Consider the following 20,286-nt stretch of genomic DNA (forward strand, 5'->3'; position numbering starts at 1 on the left):
AACTTTTTCATTTATTTACTATGCATGCATAGTAAAATTTGTTATATTTGACGTAATGGATAAATTACAATCAATAGATCATGAGCTTAGAGCAACTTGGCAAGCAGTTGCAAAAGTGTATAATGAGCAAGCAGTAAAGCATGATAGTACAATGGCTACTGCTTTTGTGTTATTAAATATCGATAAACAAAACGGAACACCATCTACGGCTTTAGGACCTTTAATGGGTATGGAACCGACAAGTCTTTCTAGAATTTTAAAAACGATGGAAGATAAAGGTGCTATTTGCCGAGAAAAAAACCCCGATGACGGTAGAAGCATTCTAATTAAATTAACAGATTACGGCATAGAAATGCGTAAAATATCTAAAGCCTATGTAATACAATTTAATGAAACTATAAGAGAAAATGTTTCTGATAAAGAGTTAGCAGGTTTTTTTAAAGTAACATCAACAATTAACAAATTAATTGCTGACAAACATATTTATGGTACTGTTAGTAATAAAGTATAAAAAACAATTAACTAATGAATAGAAGAATTAAAAAAGTAGCAATAGTTGGCTCTGGAATTATGGGAAGCGGAATTGCTTGTCATTTTGCAAACATTGGCGTTGAAGTTCTATTATTGGACATTGTGCCAAGAGAATTAAACGCCAAAGAAAAAGCTAAAGGATTAACCCTCGAAGACAAAGTTGTACGAAATCGTTTAGTAAATGATGCACTTACAGCTTCCCTTAAATCTAAGCCTTCTCCTATTTATAATCAAAAATTTGCGAACAGAATTACTACTGGTAATTTAGATGATGATATTGCAAAAGTTGCTGATGTAGATTGGATTATGGAAGTTGTTGTAGAAAGACTAGATATAAAAAAAATAGTTTTTGAAAAACTAGAAAAATACAGAACTCCAGGAACAATTATTTCTTCAAACACTTCTGGTATTCCTATTCAATTTATGAATGAAGGAAGAAGTGAAGACTTCCAAAAGCATTTTGCTGTCACTCACTTTTTTAATCCTCCAAGATATTTAAAACTTTTCGAAGTTGTTCCTGGACCAGATTGTAAACAAGAAGTTACAGATTTCTTAATGATGTATGGTGAAAAATTCTTAGGAAAAACTTCTGTTTTAGCAAAAGATACACCTGCGTTTATAGGTAATAGAGTTGGAATTTTCGGAATTCAGTCTTTATTTCATCAAGTAAAAGAATTAGGCTTAACAGTTGAAGAAGTAGATAAATTGACAGGACCAGTAATTGGTCGTCCAAAATCTGCAACCTTTAGAACCGTAGATGTTGTTGGTTTAGATACGCTAGTACACGTTGCTAACGGAATCTATGAAAACTGTCCTGATGATGAAGCTCACGATTTATTTAAGCTTCCTAGTTTCATCAACCAAATGATGGAAAACAAATGGTTGGGAAGTAAAACTGGACAAGGTTTCTACAAAAAAACAGTAAATGCTGAAGGAAAAAAAGAAATTTTAACTTTAGACTTAGATACTTTAGAATATCGTTCTTCTAAAAGAGCAAAATTTGCAACTTTAGAACTTACGAAAACGATTGATAAGCCAATTGACCGATTTAAAGTATTGATTGGTGGAAAAGATAAAGCTGGTGAATTCTATAGAAAGAACTTCGCAGCCATGTTTGCATACGTCCAAAATAGAATTCCAGAAATTTCTGATGAATTGTATAAGATTGATGATGCCATGAAAGCAGGATTCGGTTGGGAAAATGGTCCTTTCGAAATTTGGGATGCCGTTGGTGTAGAAAAAGGAATCGAACTAATGAAAGCCGAAGGTAAAGAACCTGCAACTTGGGTAACAGAAATGTTAGCTTCTGGTTCTAAATCGTTCTATTCAGTAAAAGAAGGAGCTACTTATTTTTATGACATTCCTTCTAAATCTCAAACTAAAAAACCGGGTCAGGATGGTTTTATTATTTTAGATAACATTAGAAAATCAAACGAAGTTTTTAAAAATTCTGGTGTTGTTATAGAAGATATTGGAGACGGAATTTTAAATATAGAATTCCAATCTAAAATGAACACCATTGGTGGAGACGTTTTAGCAGGAATTAATAAAGGTATTGATTTAGCAGAAAAAGATTTTCAAGGTCTAGTGGTTGGTAACCAAGCAGCAAATTTTTCTGTTGGGGCAAATATTGGAATGATTTTTATGATGGCTGTAGAGCAAGAATATGATGAATTAAATTATGCCATTAAATATTTTCAAGACACGATGATGCGTATGCGCTATTCATCTATACCAACTATTTCTGCTCCACACGGAATGGCTTTAGGTGGTGGTTGTGAAATTTCTTTACATGCCGATAAAGTGGTTGCAGCAGCAGAAACGTATATGGGATTAGTAGAATTTGGAGTTGGTGTAATTCCTGGTGGTGGTGGTTCTAAAGAAATGGCTTTAAGAGCATCAGATTCTTTTAAGAAAGGAGACGTAGAATTAAACGTTTTACAAGAAAACTTCTTAACCATAGGTATGGCAAAAGTATCTACTTCTGCTTATGAAGCTTTCGATTTAGGGTTACTTCAAAAAGGAAAAGATGTTGTAGTTGTTAATAAAGACCGACAAATTGCAACTGCAAAAGCACATGCAAAACTAATGGCGGAAAGTGGATATACACAACCCGCAAAACGTACTGATGTTACCGTTTTAGGAAAACAAGCTTTAGGAATGTTTTTGGTAGGTACAGATTCTATGAAAGACTCTAAATACATTAGTGAACATGACATGAAAATTGCCAATAAATTAGCATATGTAATGGCTGGAGGTGATTTATCTGAACCAACATTGGTTACAGAACAGTATTTATTAGATCTAGAGAGAGAAGCATTTTTGAGTTTATGTACAGAACGTAAAACGTTAGAAAGAATTCAAGCAATGTTAAAAACTGGAAAACCATTAAGAAATTAGATTATTAGAACGTTAGATTTCTCGATTGTTAGAAATCTAAATATCTGAAAATCCAATAATCTAAAAATCAAGAAAAAATGAAAACAGCATATATAGTAAAAGCATATAGAACAGCAGTTGCAAAAGCTCCAAAAGGTGTTTTTCGCTTTAAACGAGCAGACGAATTAGGTGCAGAAACCATTCAGCACATGATGAAAGAAATCCCAAATTTGGATGTAAAACGCATCGATGATGTAATGGTTGGTAATGCAATGCCAGAAGGAGCACAAGGGTTAAACATGGCACGATTTATTTCCTTAATAGGATTAAACTCAGTGGATGTTCCTGGTGTTACCGTAAACCGTTTCTGTTCTTCTGGAATAGAAACAATTGCCATGGCAGCAGCTAAAATTAATGCAGGAATGGCAAGTTGTATTATTGCAGGTGGAGCAGAAAGCATGAGCTCTGTACCAATGACTGGTTTTAAACCAGAATTGAATTATGATACTGTTAAATCTGGTCATGCTAATTATTATTGGGGAATGGGAAACACTGCAGAAGCAGTTGCAAACCAATTTAATGTTTCTAGAAAGGATCAAGATGAATTTGCATTTAATTCTCACATGAAAGCTTTAAAAGCGCAAGCAGAAAACCGTTTTCAAGATCAAATAGTTCCTATTGAAGTTGAAGAAACCTTTTTAGATGCAAACGGAAAAAAAGCAACAAGAAAATATACAGTAACTAAAGATGAAGGACCTAGAAAAGGGACTTCTATTGAAGTTTTAAATAAATTACGCGCAGTTTTTGCGGCAGGTGGAAGTGTAACAGCTGGTAACTCATCTCAAATGAGTGATGGTGCTGCTTTTGTTATGGTGATGAGTGAAGAAATGGTAAAAGAATTAAATCTAGAACCTATTGCAAGAGTAGTAAATTATGCTGCTGCAGGTGTAGAACCAAGAATTATGGGAATTGGTCCTGTAGCTGCAATACCTAAGGTTTTAAAACAAGCAGGTTTACAACAAAAAGATATTGAACTAATTGAATTGAATGAAGCTTTTGCTTCTCAATCTTTAGCAGTAATGCGTGAGCTAGACCTAAACCAAGACATTGTAAATGTAAATGGTGGCGCCATTGCATTAGGACATCCATTAGGTTGTACTGGTGCAAAATTATCTGTGCAATTATTCGATGAAATGCGCAAACGTAACATGAAGAACAAATACGGAATGGTAACCATGTGTGTTGGTACTGGACAAGGTGCTGCAGGTGTGTTTGAGTTTTTGTCTTAAACGACATAAGACTAAATGAACTTAAGACGTAAGACTTAAATTCAATAAAAAAATTATATAACTAACAAAATCTGGTAATTCAATTGACGTCTTATGTCATCAGTCTTACCATCATAAGTCAATAAAAATATGGAAACAACTAATAAAGAACTTTTAAGAGGTGGACAATTTCTTGTAAAAGAAACAAACTGTGAAGATGTATTTACTCCAGAAGATTTTTCTGAGGAGCAACAGATGATGAAGGAAGCGGTTATGGAATTTAACGACAGAGAAATCATTCCGCATAAAGCACGTTTTGAAGCTAAAGACTATGCGCTTACTGAAGAAGTAATGGTAAAAGCTGGTGAATTAGGGTTTCTAGGAGTTGCAGTGCCTGAAGCTTATGGAGGATTAGGAATGGGATTTGTTTCTACCGTTTTAACTTGCGATTATATTTCAAGCGGAACAGGTTCTTTTAGTACTGCTTTTGGTGCGCATACTGGTATTGGAACTATGCCAATTACTTTATACGGAACGGAAGAACAAAAACAAAAATATGTTCCTAAACTAGCTACAGGTGAGTGGTTTGGTGCATATTGTTTAACAGAACCAGGTGCTGGCTCTGATGCAAATTCAGGAAAAACAACTGCAGAATTGTCTGCTGATGGAAAATCATACAAAATTAACGGACAAAAAATGTGGATTTCGAACGCAGGTTTTTGTCGTTTAATGATCGTTTTTGCTCGTATAGAAGGTGATAAAAACATAACAGGTTTTATCGTTGAATTTGATAAAGAAAATCAGAATGGAATTACTTTAGGAGAAGAAGAACATAAATTAGGAATTAGAGCTTCATCAACAAGACAAGTATTTTTTAATGATACGGTAGTACCAGCAGAAAACATGTTAGCTGGTCGTGGAGAAGGTTTTAAAATTGCAATGAATGCTTTAAATGTTGGGCGAATTAAATTAGCCGCCGCTTGTTTAGATTCTCAAAGAAGGGTGATTACACATGCTGTAAAATATGCAAATGAGCGCAAGCAGTTTAAAACTCCTATTGCAGATTTTGGTGCCATTAAAGTAAAATTAGCAGAAATGTCAACGAATTCTTATGTTGGCGAATCAGCAACCTATAGAGCTTCTAAAGATATTGAAGACAGAATTGCATTAAGAGTTGCAGCAGGAAACACACATCAAGAAGCAGAATTAAAAGGTGTAGAAGAATATGCTATTGAATGTTCTATTTTAAAAGTGGCCGTTTCCGAAGACATACAAAGTTGTGCCGATGAAGGAATTCAGATTTTTGGAGGAATGGGATTCTCTGAAGAAACTCCTATGGAATCTGCCTGGAGAGATGCAAGAATTGCACGTATTTACGAAGGAACAAATGAAATTAACAGAATGCTTTCTGTAGGAATGTTGATTAAAAAAGCCATGAAAGGGCATGTAGATTTATTAGGCCCAGCAACAGAAGTTGCAAATAGCTTAATGGGTATTCCTTCTTTTGATACTCCTGATTTTTCAGAATTATTTTCTGAAGAAAAACTAATGATCTCTAAATTAAAGAAAACATTTTTAATGGTTGCAGGTGCAGCGCTTCAAAAATATGGTCCTGAGATAGAAAAACATCAACAATTATTAATTGCAGCTTCAGATATTTTAATTGAAATATACATGGCAGAATCTGCCATTCTAAGAACAGAAAAGAATGTAAAACGCACCAACGAAAAAGAACAATCTGTTCAAATTGCAATGTCTAAATTATATTTATATCACGCAGTAGATATTATTGAAGAAAAAGGAAAAGAAAGTATTATTTCTTTTGCAGAAGGAGATGAGCAACGTATGATGTTAATGGGCTTAAAACGTTTTACAAAATACCAAAACTACCCAGATATTGTTGATTTACGTAACGAAATAGCAGAAAAAGTAAAAGCAGAAAATAAATACTGCTTCTAAAAATCTCTTGATGTCAAATTGAGTTTGTTGAAATTTTTAAACTCTTCTTCAAACTCAACTGACAATCAAAATATAGTAAAAATTTAATCTAACTTTTAGATTAAATTAGTTGTTTGTTGTAAAAACCATCATTAAAAATGATGGTTTTTTTTATATGCTAAATATTCATAATATAATTAAAATTATATTAATTTTGAAGCACATTCGTATTTCCTAAAATAGAAACCATAATGAAAAATAAAATATTTTTTTCTCTTTTTACAGCATTCATTTTTTTCGGTTGTAAAACTCAAATTACTACTATAAAACAACAAACTATAAATAAGACTCCAATTAAGGAACATACCATACAATCTTTATTGTGGGTTCAAAATGCAGCAGAATACAAAGCGTTAACTTATCAAGCCTACAATTTAGCACAGCTTCGATTAGATGAAATTTTAGCTAATAATACATCTAAAAAACCAATTGCTATTGTTACCGATATAGACGAAACTCTTTTAGACAACAGTCCGTATTCTGGTAAACAAATTAAATTAGACGAAAATTATACTTCAGAAAGATGGGCAGAATGGGTTGCACAGAAAAAAGCAAATGCCATACCAGGAGCGCTCGCTTTTTTTAAGTACGCTAAGCGTAAAAATGTAACCGTATTTTACATTTCTAACAGATCTGCAGAACAAACAAAAGAGACTATTAAAAATCTACAATTAAAAGATTTTCCTTTTGCGGATGAAACTCACGTACTTTTAAAAACCAATAGTAGCGGAAAAGGTTCTAGAAGAAGTATTGTCAACAAAACCCATGAAATAGTATTACTTTTGGGTGATAATTTATCTGATTTTTCATCGATATTTGAAAATAGCACTACAACTCAAAGAAATAAAAATACAGATAGCTTACATACCTCTTTTGGTAATAAGTACATAGTATTACCAAACCCAATGTATGGAGACTGGGAAACAAAAGGTATTTATGAGGGAAAATATAATTGGACTAATGATCAAAAAGATTCTATTCGTCATAAAAAAATCACTTCTTATTAAGTAGATTTTTAGCTAACTTATAAAAAGTGATTTCTAACCCAAATTTAAAACCTTAATTCTCTGCGGCGTATCTATTAAAGAGACTTCTTTGAATTACTTTTTTTGCATCGCTTAAAAGTTTTTCAACTTCAGGGATTGATTTTTTTTGTATTTCTGCAATTTCCTCTATTTGTAACTTTTGATTGGTACATAAATAGAAAACAATTCGCATTTCCGCAGGCATATTGTGCACTACTAATTCTATATGTTCATTAACTTTATCTTCTCCTAATTTTTTATCTAATGTTTCAGCTAATGCTTTCTCATCATCTTCCACAAAAACATCCTCTAAACTATAATCGTTATGATTGTATGTAAAATCATCTAGTTCTTCAATCATTAATAAATCTCCTCCTCCATCAGTACTAAATTTCTCTTGCATTTCATCCCATTCTGGTTTGGTATAATCATCTATATTTTTAAAAAACAATTCATTAAACTCTTCTTCTACAATAACATCATCTAACAAATCATTTGTTTTTTTAAACAACCATACATAGAAATTGTCTTCATTTTCTACAGCTTCAATAGCATCATAAATAGCTATAAAGAGCTGGTCAATAATATCATCAGCTTTATATTTCTTTTTAGAAAAATGACCTGTTTTTATAGCAGCATTTAATCTTTTATTTACATATTTTCGAATTTCTGGCAATATTTTTAAGACCAAATTATTAAAGGAAGTCTGATCTTTTTCTTGTTTTAGCTTTAATAAAGTAGAAAAGGACTTTTGAACAAACAAGCGAAACTCATATTTATTTTCGTAATAAGAAATGTGCGTTTTCATAATAAAAGGCTTTAGAACTATGCTTAAAGTTGCAAAATTAAACACCAAAAAAGAATGATATAAATCAGTAAAAAAACAATTTAAACAATTAAAAATCTGACTTAAAATAGATGTTTATAATATAATAATAATTTGGTGCATCACAATCCATTTAATATCAGTAGTTTTGCACGCAATTTGAAAATAACGAAATGAAGCGTATAAAAGAATATAAAAAACTTTTTAAAGTAGAAGGATCTATTGATTTAAAGGATTTAAAAAAATCTTACAGAGGTTTAGTGAAAGAGTGGCACCCAGATAAATTTCAAGATCAAGAAAAAAAGGATGAAGCAGATGTAATGAGTACTCAAATTATTGATGGGTATCATTTCTTAGTAAGTATAGCTCCAGAAACGAAAGCGGCTAATTTAGATGCTTATAAAACAACAATAACAGAATTTCAGGTTGCAGATTGGCACCATAAAAGTATGTTATTAGAGGTTACTTTTACTGATGGAAATAAATACGAATACTTTGGTGTTAGTAAAATACTTTTCGGAAAATTTGTAAACGCAAAATCAATGAACAATTTTGGTAAAAGAAATATATTTAATTCTTTTACTTACAGAAAATCTATGAAAGCTTCTGTAGAAGTTTAAGAATTTGTTATTCCTGCTAAAGCAGGAGTCCATACATAGAATATAAAGATTACTTCGTTGTACGCAATGAAACAACAAAAAAGAGATTACTTTAACAGTAATCTCTTTTTTTATATATAAAATACAATTGCGTTGCTTATTCTAGAGCACCTAAATAACGTTCTGCATCTAAAGCAGCCATACATCCTGTACCTGCAGCAGTTACCGCTTGTCTGTATTCTTTATCCTGAATATCTCCAGCAGCAAAAACTCCTGGTAAGTTTGTTTTTGTAGATTTCCCTTTGGTAATTAAATAACCTGTTTCATCCATATCTAAAACACCTTTAAATAAATCTGAATTTGGCGTATGTCCAATAGCTATAAATACACCTGTTACAGGAATATTTGTAGTTTCTTTTGTTTGGTTATTGATGGCTCTAACACCTTCTACAACATTAGATCCTAAAACCTCATCTATTTCTGTATTGTATAAAACTTCAATGTTCTTAGTCTTTTGAACTCTATGTTGCATCGCTTTAGAAGCTCTCATAAAATCTTTACGAACCAAAATTGTAACTTTATTACAAATATTAGATAAATAAGTAGCTTCTTCTGCAGCCGTATCTCCTGCTCCAACCACTACAACATCTTGTCCTTTGTAGAAAAACCCATCACAAGTAGCACAAGCAGAAACACCTCCACCAATTAGACGTTGTTCACTTTCTAATCCTAAATATTTTGCAGTTGCTCCTGTAGAAATAATAATAGTTTCTGCTTCAATTTGTTTCGTCTCATCCACAACAACTTTATGAATTCCACCCACTTTATCACTTAATTCTACACTAGTTACCAATCCAAAACGAACTTCTGTACCAAAACGTTCTGCTTGCTTTTGTAAATCGGTCATCATTGCCGTTCCATCTGTACCTTCTGGATACCCTGGAAAATTATCAACTTCAGTTGTAGTTGTTAATTGACCTCCCATTTGCATTCCTGTATACATAATAGGTTTCATGTCTGCTCTTGCTGCATAAATTGCCGCAGTATATCCTGCAGGCCCTGAACCAATTATTAAACATTTAATTTTTTCTATTGTATCTGACATAATATTCTGTATCAATTTTAGAAGTGTAAAAGTATCATATTTTGATACTTATAAATACAAATGTTTATAAATTTTAATAATGAAAACATAATTAAAGTAAATTAACAATATGTAATGAAAAATAATTATTAAAAATGATTGTTATTTGTAAAAAGAGTGTATCTTTGCAGTCCTTAAATGAACTATCATTTTCGGGGTGTAGCGTAGCCCGGTCATCGCGCCTCGTTTGGGACGAGGAGGTCGCAGGTTCGAATCCTGCCACCCCGACTAAAAGCTGAATATTTTTTAAAATATTCAGCTTTTTTTATTTTACAAAAAACCTTGTTTTTTTTTATATTCTGTGATCAATTTCAAAATTCATACGCCTTAAAACTTCTTAGCAAAAAGGAAAAAATCGGATCAAGTCAAAAAGTTGTGGGATTTAGAAATTAGGCATAAATATTTGAGAGTCTAAAAAGGAAAAATTTGATGTTTCTAACACCTCTAAATTGTGCTCTAAAGGCTTTAATTTTAGCATTAAAAGATTCTGCAGAAGCATTTGTGCTTCTATTGTCAAAATAGTTGAGTATATTCTGATAATGTACAGACATTGTTCTAGCAATGCTATTAAAGCTTTTAAACTTTGCTTGTCTTACCTTTTCATGGATCAACACAAAAAGTTGTGGGATTTAGAAATTAGGCATAAATATTTGAGAGTCTAAAAAGGAAAAATTTGATGTTTCTAACACCTCTAAATTGTGCTCTAAAGGCTTTAATTTTAGCATTAAAAGATTCTGCAGAAGCATTTGTGCTTCTATTGTCAAAATAGTTGAGTATATTCTGATAATGTACAGACATTGTTCTAGCAATGCTATTAAAGCTTTTAAACTTTGCTTGTCTTACCTTTTCATCCCATTTAGCAAGTCTAATTAAGGCAACAGTTTTATCTTTTGTTTGATTATAAATCCAGGATAAGTTTTGACATAAATTATATGCCTTTTCTATATCTGGATAATTTTTAAAAAGTATTTCAGCTCTTTCCTGTTGGGTGTTAGTCCACTTGTTACTAGATTTATATAATAGATATCTACTCCTAGCTAATAATTGTTTTAGAGTATCTCCATTTGGTAGTAGTTCAGGAACATATTTTAAGGAGTTGTTTTTAGCGTTTTCTATGGCGTCGTTTTCTTTATCTATTGCTTCCCAACGATGTTTAATTCTTATTTCTTGCAAAGCATCTAAAGCTAATTTTTGTACATGAAAGCGATCTATAACTAATACAGCTTTTGGAAATGATTTTTTAACGATTAACCCCATGTTTCCTGCCATGTCTAAGGTTACTTCGATTACTTTTTTCCGTTGTTTTAAAGCTATTTTATGAAGAATTCTAATAACATCTTCAGCTTTAGTACCTTTAATCATAGCGAGTAAAGCACCTTTCTTTCCGTTCGCATTTTTATTAGTCACGATAGTATATAAATCTCCATTAGAAAATGCTGTTTCATCTATGGAAAGATAACTTCCAATATTTTTAGGAAAAAGCAACCATTGTTCAGCATGCGGTTTTTGGTTCCATAGCTTAAAATCACTTAAATAATCTTTGTATTGTCTCTGTAAGCTCCTTGGGTTAACTCCGTAAAAGTTAGCGACGATACTTGTGCTTGTGGCGTTATTGTTGACTGATTTGTTTTAAAAAAGCAGCAAATTCACTAGTAATCCTAGTGCCTTTTGCTACTAATTGCCAATCTCTTACAACTACTTTCTTAGAACTTTCTTCCACCCAACGTCGTCTAATAACATGTAGAAAAACGTTTTTACCTCGGATTGGAAAATCTTGAATAGTCGCTTCAGGAAAAAAGCCTTTAGAACTTAATTTTAATCCTTTAAATTCTTCTGGAATCGTATTCAATTCGGTGAAATAGAAATGTAGTTCTCCATTTTTAACTTCATGTTTAGTGAGTTTAAAATAGTCTATAAGTATTTCTGGTAGTAATAATTTAGCAAGTTCAATTGAAGTATCCAAAATAGAAAGAATTTAAAAGTCAAAGTTCTTCTTTTTTAGTTTACTCCACAACTTTTTGTGTTGATCCAAAAAATCCCATCACAATTTCACCTACCTATATTAATTACTACACAGAACAAGTCAATAAGTCCTAATATTGAAAACATAAATCAAGGACTTCAAATAATTTAATATTCCCTAAGACTTACTTAGAAGTAAAAAATAACATTTATCATGTTTGAAAATAAAATAAATATATACTTTTGCTTGCTTAATAATATTCAATAAAAATTATTTTGAAAAAAAACACCTTAATAATCGTATTAACTTTTATTAGCTTTATTGCTACTGCACAAGAAGAAAATTTTAAACATTTTAGAGTTAGCCCTGTTTTAAGTCACACATTCATTCCTACCTCTACAAGCGATGGGGATAAAGTTGTTATTGTTCCCTCCTTTGGATTGGATTTAGAATATTGGATTAATGAAAAATGGGGATTAGGCCTACATAATGATCTAGAACTTGAAACTTTTGAAATAGAAAAAGAACATGAAATTTTTGTTGAAAAAGAGCATCCTGTCGTTTTAACTCTTGATGCACTTCATAAGTTTCATGAAAACTGGGTTTTAGTTTTAGGAGCAGGTGTTGAGTTAGAAAAACAAGAAAATCTTTTTATTGTTAGAGCAGGTCTAGAATATGAAATAGAATTTGGAAACAATTGGGATGTTTCTCCTACTGTTTTATATGACTATCGCGCAAACAATTTAGATACTTGGGCCATTGGAATTGGTATTGGAAAACGATTTTAATTACTAATCTTTTAGTTAAATTGCAATCACTATTCCTTAATATATAGTCTTGTAACAAATACACTAAGAGACATAAAAGCAAAAAACCTTGATAAAATTTATCAAGGTTTTTTGCTTTTAAAATAATATTAAATTTAGAAGAATTTATTCCTATCTAATACACTAGGTAAACCGTTGTAAAATCTAAATTTGGAGTTTGACATGCGTGCGCATATTGAATTCAACCAACATTTAAACAACCATTACATCCGTCAGTAGGTATATATACCTCTATTTCCGACCAAGAATCCGCATAATACCTGAGCTATAAAAGATATCAATAAGATAATTTTTAAAGGAACATTTTAAAGGCTACACAAAAAAAATAGTACTATTAATAAAAAATTAATAGTACTATAAAAAGTCATTCCGATAAACTTAAATAACTAGGTAAAATAAAACGTCTAGCTAAAAAATAAATTATTTCACTAACATTTCTTTGGTAGCAACGGTTCTAAAACCAATATGATCTGAACCAGAATTAGGCTCCATTCCCATTCTTGCGGAAATTCTAAAACTAGCACAATAAGACTCATGGCATAAAAAAGAACCACCTTTCATAACATACTCCACTTGATACGGATTACTAGGCGTGTATGATTTTTCTGCTCCTATAGGATTTGCAAGTACCACTGATGGATCTATACTTTGATAATAATTTACATTAAACAAATCAGAAGTCATTTCCCAAACATTACCAGCCATATCATACAATCCAATATTATTTGCTGGGTACGATGCTACTGGAGAAATGTAATCAAACCCATCTTCAGAAATATTTTCTGTTGGAAATTTACCTTGCCAAGTGTTTGCATTCGCATTTAAGTCTTCATACTTATTTCCCCAAGTATAAATATTATCTTCAAATTTACCTTGTGCTGCAGACTCCCATTCCGCTTCAGTAGGCAACCTTCTATTAGCCCATTTGCAATAAGCCAAAGCATCTTCTTGTGCCATATGTACAACAGGATAATTATCTAGACCTTCAATAGAACTTTTTGGCCCTTCAGGATGCTTCCAATCTGCACCAATTTGCCATTTCCACCACTGTCCATAATTATCCATAGATACAACTCCTTTAGCATGTTTATTAAAAATTAAACTTCCTGGTTGTAATATTGAATCTGCTGGTTTTTCTGTACCGGCAGGTAAATCTTTTTTAATTTCATCCCAATCTATTGGTCTTTCTGCAACAGTAACATATTTAGTTGCATCCACAAATTTCTTAAATTGTTTGTTAGTAACTTCATGTGTGTCAATAAAAAATCCATCAACAGAAACCTTATGCGCAGGTTTTTCACGCGGCATCGCATATTGATCCTCTACTTTTGCCCCCATTAAAAAAGTTTTTCCAGAAACCCACACCATATCTTCTGGCGCCTTAACCTCTTCCGTTAAAACTTCATTTTGTACGATTGTTTTTTTATCCTTTTCTGATTGTTTTTTATCACAACTACTAAAAAGAGTTGTTGCTAATACTACTGCAATTAATACTGTTTTCACATTAAAATTCATCTATAATAAATTAAGATTACAAGCAAATATAGATAATATATTGATGTTTATTCTTTTAATTTAAAAGCATCAATTTATTTTAACAAAAAATTATTGTTTAACAAAATAGATAATTAGTTAAACAATCGTATATTTACATAAATATCAAAAGATTATGGCTAGAAAGAAAAATATTACAAAAGACAATTTAATATCCTGGTATATGGAATTTATATTAGAAAACAACCATCAACCAAAATCTGTATATAGTTTTGCGAAAGAAAATAATTTTGACGAAGCTGATTTTTATAAATTCTATAGTTCTTTTGAAACTATTGAAGAAGCTGTTTTTACCGAATTTTTTAATCACACTATTACCGTTTTAGCCAAAAGTGATGACTACGAAAACTTTGATGCAAGAAACAAATTACTCAGTTTTTATTTTACATTTTTCGAAATACTAACAGCAAACAGAAGTTATGTTGTATACGCTTTAGAAAATAGCCAAAAAAATTTTAAAAAACTAAAGTCTCTTAAAAAACTGCGAGAAAATTATCTCAACTATGTTAAGAATATTGGCATAGAAAAATTAGATTTAAAACACGAAAAATTAGAAAAAATCCAAGATAAATCAATTCAAGAATCATCTTGGTTTCACTTATTGGTAACAATGAAGTTTTGGCTAGATGATGTTTCTCCATCCTTTGAAAAAACAGATATTTTTATTGAAAAATCTATAAATGCTCGTTTTGATTTAATGGACATTAAACCTTTACAAAGCATTATCGATTTTGGAAAATTCATTTTAAAAGAAAAAGTAAACTTCAATTAAATAGCCTATGAAAACAATAGATTCTATACCAACTTCTAAGATTCAGAGAGCTTCTAAATTAGTTACTACTGGCGCAAAAATAGGTGTAAATTATCTTAAATATTACGGAGATAAAATAACCAAAACAGAAGAAGAAGCCAAGGCTAAGCTAAACGAAAATAATGCGGAAGATATTTACGACGGTTTAAAAACCTTAAAAGGAAGTGCTTTAAAAGTAGCTCAGATGTTGAGTATGGAAAAAAGTATTTTACCGCAGGCTTATGTAGAAAAATTTTCGCTTTCTCAATTCTCTGTACCTCCACTTTCTCCTGCTTTGGTTACCAAAACTTTTAAAAAATATTTTGGAAAAGATCCGAATGAAATTTACGACAAATTTAATACCGTTTCTGTAAACGCCGCAAGTATCGGTCAGGTTCATAAAGCAGAAAAAGATGGAAAAGAATTGGCTGTAAAAATTCAATATCCTGGTGTGGCACAAAGTATTTCATCAGATTTAGCTTTGGTAAAACCTATTGCTATTAAAATGTTTAATATTAGAGGAAAAGATTCTGATAAATATTTTAAAGAAGTAGAAAATAAATTAGTTGAGGAAACAAATTACATATTAGAAGTTGAACAAAGTAAAGAAATTGTAGCTGCTTGTAAACACATTCCGAATCTTAATTTCCCTGAATATTATGCTGATTTATCATCAGACAGAATTATTACAATGGATTGGATGCACGGCGTACATTTATCTGAATTTTCTACAAACAACCAAGAAGTTTCTAATAAATTAGGACAAGCTTTGTGGGATTTTTATATGTTTCAGATGCATAACTTAAAAAAAGTACATGCAGATCCGCATCCCGGAAACTTTTTAATATCACCAGAAAACGAATTAATTGTCATTGATTTTGGTTGCATGAAAACGATTCCTATGGAGTTTTATGTTCCTTATTTTGAATTAGCAAAACCAGAAAGTATTAGTGATCCTGTTATTTTTGAACAGAAATTATATGAATTAGAAATTCTAAGAGCAGATGATTCTAAAGAAGAATTAGACTTTTTTAGAGCCATGTTTCATGAAATGTTAACTTTATTTACACAACCCTTGCATCAAGAAGTTTTTGATTTTTCTGACAAAGTTTTCTTTGGCAAGCTCTCTGATTTGGGTCAGAAATATGCCAAAAGCACAGAACTAAAAAACATGAATGGAAACAGAGGTTCTAAGCACTTTATTTACATTAACAGAACTTTTTTTGGTTTGTATAATTTAATGCATGACTTAAAAGCAAAAGACATAAAAATAAATAATTTTAAAACGCTTTAAAGTCATTTTAAGAATAAAAAAATGAAAGATCTAGAGCATCTTTATAAGATAAACCTTATAAGTAAGTGCTCTAGTTTTAAATCTGCCAATTTATAAGTTTGTAATATGAAATGCCTACCGTAGTTCAAATTAAAAAGTTATATGTAAAGGTTGAATTACTAAAAAAAAATTACCTTATCAAAGAACTAAAAACACAGCATAACTTCTATGAAAATTCTTGTAACAGGAGCAACCGGATATATTGGCAAACGTTTAATTCCGTTATTATTAAATGACGGACACACCGTTATTTGTCCTGTTAGAGATAAAATAAGAGCAGAAAGCTATTACAAAAATCAAAAAAACATTCAATTAGTTGAAGCTGATTTTTTAGACTATGAAAGCTTAACTCACCTCCGTAAAGATATTGATGCGGCCTATTATTTAATTCACTCTATGTCTAATTCTGCTAAAGAATTTCATGTTTTAGAAGAAAAATGCGCCTTAAACTTTAAAAAATATGCTGAAACGACCACAATAAAACAAGTTATTTATTTAAGTGGCATAACCAACGACACCAAGCTCTCTAAGCATTTATTATCAAGAAAAAATGTTGAAAATACATTAGCATCAAACACATATGCCTTAACCACTTTTAAAGCAGGAATAATTGTAGGGTCCGGAAGTTCTTCTTTTGAAATCATAAGAGACCTAGTAGAAAAATTACCTGCAATGATTGCGCCTAAATGGTTGAACACAAAAACACAACCTTTAGCAATTAGAGATGTCTTGTCTTTTTTACACAAAGCACTCGACAGAAAAGAATTATTTAATACTTCTCATGATATTTTTGGCCCAGAAATACTAACTTATAAAGAAATGTTGTTGCAATTTGCAGAAGTAAGAAAACTAAAAAGGTGGATTTTAACAGTACCTGTTATGACACCAAAACTATCCTCTTACTGGCTCTATTTTGTAACCTCTACATCATATAAATTAGCAAGTTCTTTAGTTAATTCTATGGGTGTAGAAGTAATTGGTAATAAAAGCGACATCAATACTATTTTAGACGTACAGCCAATGCCTTACAAAGAAGCGGTAAAATTAGCTTTTAAAAAAATTGAACAAAACAGCATTGTTTCCAGCTGGAAAGACTCTTATATAAGTAGCGGAAAACTAAAAAACTTTGTACATGAATTTGTAAATGTTCCAGAGTATGGCTGCTTTAAAGACCACAAAACAAGAATTGTAAAAAACAAAAAAAGAACACTAAACAGAATTTGGGCAATTGGTGGAGAAACTGGCTGGTATTATGGCACTTTTCTTTGGAAAATTAGAGGATTTTTAGATCAATTTTTTGGTGGAGCTGGTTTACGAAGAGGGAGAAGACATCCTACAGAGTTGAATGTTGGTGATGCTTTAGACTTTTGGCGTGTAATATATGCTGATAAGGAAAAAGGAAAACTACTACTCTACGCAGAAATGATAATGCCCGGTGAAGCTTGGTTAGAATTTAAAATTAAAGATGACCAATTACACCAAACAGCTACTTTTAGACCTCATGGTTTAGCCGGCAGAATCTATTGGTATGCCGTTATGCCTTTTCATTGGTTTGTTTTTAACGGAATGATTAACAATATAAACAAAGACTCTTAACAAACATCTGTGTTTAATACACACTCCTTCTATCTATAATACATAAAAACATCTCTACCTCTTTTTAGTTTAAAAAACACAAAAACAGCTTATTTAGAAGGCTCATTATTAAAAAATAATTGAATTATTCCAATTTAACTACTTAAAGAAGCTTTAAAATTCATTATTGGTTTTTGACTATTCTAATTAAAAAAAAGATACGACTCTCTGATCACTTCACATTTGCTCAGTCGAAAACCCTATTTAAACTACAGAATACCCTCCAACAAACTCAGGAAGACATTTAGATTTTCAATTATTTTAGTGACATAACAAAATGAAATTGGTATTATTTAGCTTTAAAAAGCTATTACAAATTAGTATCAAAATAAAAACATATCAATTTAAAAAATAAATTTTGTTTAATTATTTTGCGAATTAATTAAACATTTATTATATTTGAAATATAAATAACTGTTAATAAAAAATAAAGCCCCTAATTTCTATTCATATTTTTTGATAATAGAAAAAGATAATTTTTATTTTAATATATTTATCGTAGTTAAATGTTATAAACATATTAAAAACTACTAAAATTTACTCTATAATGCTATAAGATAAATCTATATTTAAATCAATTAAACGGCACAACTATTGATTATATAATAGCAATAGAATAAAAGACGAAACAAACATTTAAAGTTTATAAGTTTCCAAAAAGGAATATTTAAATGTAAAATACAGAAATTAAATTATGGAGTTAATAAAAAAAGCATTAGAATTTGAAACTAGAAAAATGAGATTCCCAACTACCAGTGATCGAGTATTGGCAGCTAGAGAAGCAAAATCTTTAATTTTAAGCTTAAATGAAATCTATAAAGAGAATAAAGATTCTGAAATTATGGATATCATGAAACGTTTAACCGTTATAAAGCAAAGAATAGAAAGACGTTTAAAAGGAAAACCACTTACTGCGTAATAATTACAGGTTTCTCTTGTTTTTCTAAATTTTATAATTATATTCACAAATTATAGAATAAAATAGAGAAATATAGAATGAATTTATTAGAAAGAGCGGAAGAATTTGAACATAGAAAATTCTCATTTAAAACAACTAGTGATAGAATTGTTGCTTCTAGAGAGGTAAAAGCCTTAATACTAGAACTAAATGAAGTATATAAAGTAGAAAAAGATCTTGAAATAATGGATCAAATGAAGCGCCTTACAGCAGTTAAACAAAAAATTGAAAAGCGCTTGAAAGGAAGACCTTAAAAGCAAATGAATAAAATTTTAGTTATTGGAGGAAGTAAAGGAATTGGAAAAGCAATTATTGCAAATTTAATTGATGAAAATTCTATTATAAATATTAGTAGAACAAACCCTTTACTTGCCCACACTAATCTCAATCACTATACTTGTGATATTCTTACAGATGAATTACCTAACATAGAAGCAATAGACACCTTAATCTACTGCCCAGGAAGCATCAATTTAAAACCAATTTCTAGACTAAAGCTAAATGATTTCAGAGAAGACTTTGAAATTAACGTTATTGGCGCTGTTAAAGCAATTCAGCATTACCTACCTTCTTTAAAAAAAGGAAACAAACCCTCTATTTTATTATTTAGTACAGTTGCCGCAAAATTAGGGATGCCTTTTCATGCCAGTGTAGCTTCAGCTAAATCTGCCGTAGAAGGTTTAACTAAATCCTTAGGAGCAGAATTAGCTCCTTTAATTCGTGTAAACGCAATTGCACCTACTGTAACAGACACAGATTTGGCTTCTAAACTATTACGTAATGAACGGATGATTGAAAACATAAAAGAGCGTCATCCTCTAAAAAAATATCTAGCACCAAAAGAAGTTGCAGATATGGCTTCTTTTTTAATTTCTGAAAAAGCGAGTGCTATATCTGGTCAAATTTTTGAGTTAGACTGCGGAATTGTCAGTTTTAAAATATAAATAAATCAAAATTATATGAATATTTACGATATAGAGATTAATAGTCTCCAGAATACCCCTATTCTTTTGTCAGATTTTAAAGGTAAATATATTCTTTTTGTAAACGTTGCTTCTAAGTGCGGATTTACACCACAATACAAATATTTAGAAGAATTACATAAAACATATAATGACAAAATAGTTGTAATAGGAGTTCCCTGTAATCAGTTTGGGAAACAAGAACCTGGATCCTCTTCTGAGATTCAAGAATTTTGTGAAGTAAATTATGGCGTTTCATTTTTAATTACAGAAAAAATTGATGTGAAAGGAGAAAACCAACACCTTTTATATACTTGGCTAACATCAAAGAAGTTAAATCATAAAAAAAGCTCATCTGTAAAATGGAATTTTCAAAAATATTTAGTTTCCCCAAAAGGAGAATTCGTTGATTACTATTTTTCAATTACAAATCCATTGAGTTCAAAAATAACAAAACACCTAATATAATAAAGTTATGTTTGGCTTATTTAAAT

At 30.8% G+C, this 20,286-nt stretch carries 20 protein-coding genes and 1 tRNA gene; 15 read left to right on the plus strand and 6 right to left on the minus strand.

What is annotated here, in order from left to right:
• Positions 1–55 precede the first annotated feature (55 nt).
• The 5 genes from JOP69_RS08420 (at position 56) to JOP69_RS08440 (ending at position 7,183) form a co-directional block, all read left to right on the plus strand.
• Positions 56–511, plus strand: a complete 456-nt coding sequence (locus JOP69_RS08420; protein WP_203393871.1) for a MarR family winged helix-turn-helix transcriptional regulator — start codon at positions 56–58, stop codon at positions 509–511.
• 14 nt (positions 512–525) lie between these two features.
• Complete coding sequence (locus JOP69_RS08425) at positions 526–2,931, plus strand: 3-hydroxyacyl-CoA dehydrogenase/enoyl-CoA hydratase family protein (RefSeq protein ID WP_203393870.1); 2,406 nt, start codon at positions 526–528, stop codon at positions 2,929–2,931.
• A 77-nt stretch (positions 2,932–3,008) separates the two neighbouring features.
• Positions 3,009–4,199 (plus strand): acetyl-CoA C-acyltransferase, encoded by a 1,191-nt coding sequence (locus JOP69_RS08430; protein WP_203393869.1) that lies wholly within the window; start codon positions 3,009–3,011, stop codon positions 4,197–4,199.
• 129 nt (positions 4,200–4,328) lie between these two features.
• Positions 4,329–6,137: an acyl-CoA dehydrogenase family protein gene (locus tag JOP69_RS08435; RefSeq protein ID WP_203393868.1), complete on the plus strand. Its 1,809-nt coding sequence runs from the start codon at positions 4,329–4,331 to the stop codon at positions 6,135–6,137.
• A gap of 230 nt (positions 6,138–6,367) precedes the next feature.
• The gene (locus tag JOP69_RS08440) at positions 6,368–7,183 is read left to right on the plus strand and encodes a 5'-nucleotidase, lipoprotein e(P4) family (RefSeq protein ID WP_203393867.1); all 816 of its coding nucleotides are present in this window, start codon (positions 6,368–6,370) and stop codon (positions 7,181–7,183) included.
• 52 nt (positions 7,184–7,235) lie between these two features.
• On the opposite strand, the gene JOP69_RS08445 is transcribed toward JOP69_RS08440, so the two are convergent.
• Complete coding sequence (locus tag JOP69_RS08445; RefSeq protein ID WP_203393866.1) at positions 7,236–8,009, minus strand: RNA polymerase sigma factor; 774 nt, start codon at positions 8,007–8,009, stop codon at positions 7,236–7,238.
• A 191-nt stretch (positions 8,010–8,200) separates the two neighbouring features.
• Between JOP69_RS08445 and JOP69_RS08450 the strand changes: the two genes are divergently transcribed.
• Positions 8,201–8,647: a KTSC domain-containing protein gene (locus JOP69_RS08450; protein WP_203393865.1), complete on the plus strand. Its 447-nt coding sequence runs from the start codon at positions 8,201–8,203 to the stop codon at positions 8,645–8,647.
• Between the two features lie 136 nt (positions 8,648–8,783).
• On the opposite strand, the gene trxB is transcribed toward JOP69_RS08450, so the two are convergent.
• Positions 8,784–9,731, minus strand: a complete 948-nt coding sequence (gene trxB, locus JOP69_RS08455; protein WP_203393864.1) for a thioredoxin-disulfide reductase — start codon at positions 9,729–9,731, stop codon at positions 8,784–8,786.
• Positions 9,732–9,923: 192 nt separating this feature from the next.
• On the opposite strand from trxB, the gene JOP69_RS08460 reads away from it, so the two are divergent.
• Positions 9,924–9,998, plus strand: a tRNA-Pro gene (locus tag JOP69_RS08460).
• Between the two features lie 161 nt (positions 9,999–10,159).
• Here the strand turns inward: JOP69_RS08460 and JOP69_RS08465 are convergent.
• The 3 genes from JOP69_RS08465 to JOP69_RS08475 form a co-directional block, all read right to left on the minus strand.
• Positions 10,160–10,384 carry a transposase gene (locus tag JOP69_RS08465; protein WP_203393863.1) on the minus strand — a complete coding sequence of 75 codons (225 nt, stop codon included), beginning with the start codon at positions 10,382–10,384 and terminating at the stop codon, positions 10,160–10,162.
• 22 nt (positions 10,385–10,406) lie between these two features.
• Complete coding sequence (locus JOP69_RS08470) at positions 10,407–11,255, minus strand: transposase (protein WP_368377975.1); 849 nt, start codon at positions 11,253–11,255, stop codon at positions 10,407–10,409.
• A 124-nt stretch (positions 11,256–11,379) separates the two neighbouring features.
• Positions 11,380–11,733 carry a transposase gene (locus JOP69_RS08475; RefSeq protein WP_203394059.1) on the minus strand — a complete coding sequence of 118 codons (354 nt, stop codon included), beginning with the start codon at positions 11,731–11,733 and terminating at the stop codon, positions 11,380–11,382.
• A gap of 275 nt (positions 11,734–12,008) precedes the next feature.
• On the opposite strand from JOP69_RS08475, the gene JOP69_RS08480 reads away from it, so the two are divergent.
• Positions 12,009–12,521, plus strand: coding sequence for a hypothetical protein (locus JOP69_RS08480; protein WP_203394060.1), 513 nt, complete (start codon positions 12,009–12,011; stop codon positions 12,519–12,521).
• Between the two features lie 459 nt (positions 12,522–12,980).
• On the opposite strand, the gene JOP69_RS08485 is transcribed toward JOP69_RS08480, so the two are convergent.
• A complete protein-coding gene (locus JOP69_RS08485) occupies positions 12,981–14,063 on the minus strand; it encodes a formylglycine-generating enzyme family protein (RefSeq protein WP_252191214.1) in 1,083 nt (360 codons plus the stop codon).
• A 166-nt stretch (positions 14,064–14,229) separates the two neighbouring features.
• Here JOP69_RS08485 and JOP69_RS08490 point away from each other — a divergent pair, with 166 nt between their 5' ends.
• The 7 genes from JOP69_RS08490 to JOP69_RS08520 all read left to right on the plus strand — a co-directional run bounded on the left by JOP69_RS08490 (position 14,230) and on the right by JOP69_RS08520 (position 20,260).
• Positions 14,230–14,886, plus strand: a complete 657-nt coding sequence (locus JOP69_RS08490; RefSeq protein ID WP_203394062.1) for a TetR family transcriptional regulator C-terminal domain-containing protein — start codon at positions 14,230–14,232, stop codon at positions 14,884–14,886.
• A gap of 7 nt (positions 14,887–14,893) precedes the next feature.
• Complete coding sequence (locus tag JOP69_RS08495; RefSeq protein WP_203394063.1) at positions 14,894–16,198, plus strand: AarF/ABC1/UbiB kinase family protein; 1,305 nt, start codon at positions 14,894–14,896, stop codon at positions 16,196–16,198.
• Between the two features lie 207 nt (positions 16,199–16,405).
• On the plus strand, positions 16,406–17,833 hold the full coding sequence (locus JOP69_RS08500; protein WP_203394064.1) for an SDR family oxidoreductase: 1,428 nt from the start codon (positions 16,406–16,408) through the stop codon (positions 17,831–17,833).
• A 733-nt stretch (positions 17,834–18,566) separates the two neighbouring features.
• Positions 18,567–18,791, plus strand: coding sequence for a hypothetical protein (locus tag JOP69_RS08505; RefSeq protein WP_203394065.1), 225 nt, complete (start codon positions 18,567–18,569; stop codon positions 18,789–18,791).
• A 77-nt stretch (positions 18,792–18,868) separates the two neighbouring features.
• The gene (locus JOP69_RS08510) at positions 18,869–19,084 is read left to right on the plus strand and encodes a hypothetical protein (RefSeq protein WP_087520715.1); all 216 of its coding nucleotides are present in this window, start codon (positions 18,869–18,871) and stop codon (positions 19,082–19,084) included.
• 6 nt (positions 19,085–19,090) lie between these two features.
• Complete coding sequence (locus JOP69_RS08515; RefSeq protein ID WP_203394066.1) at positions 19,091–19,774, plus strand: SDR family NAD(P)-dependent oxidoreductase; 684 nt, start codon at positions 19,091–19,093, stop codon at positions 19,772–19,774.
• Between the two features lie 15 nt (positions 19,775–19,789).
• Positions 19,790–20,260 carry a glutathione peroxidase gene (locus JOP69_RS08520; protein WP_203394067.1) on the plus strand — a complete coding sequence of 157 codons (471 nt, stop codon included), beginning with the start codon at positions 19,790–19,792 and terminating at the stop codon, positions 20,258–20,260.
• Positions 20,261–20,286 lie beyond the last annotated feature (26 nt).

The organism is Polaribacter sp. Q13, from assembly GCF_016858305.2.
GTDB lineage: Bacteria > Bacteroidota > Bacteroidia > Flavobacteriales > Flavobacteriaceae > Polaribacter.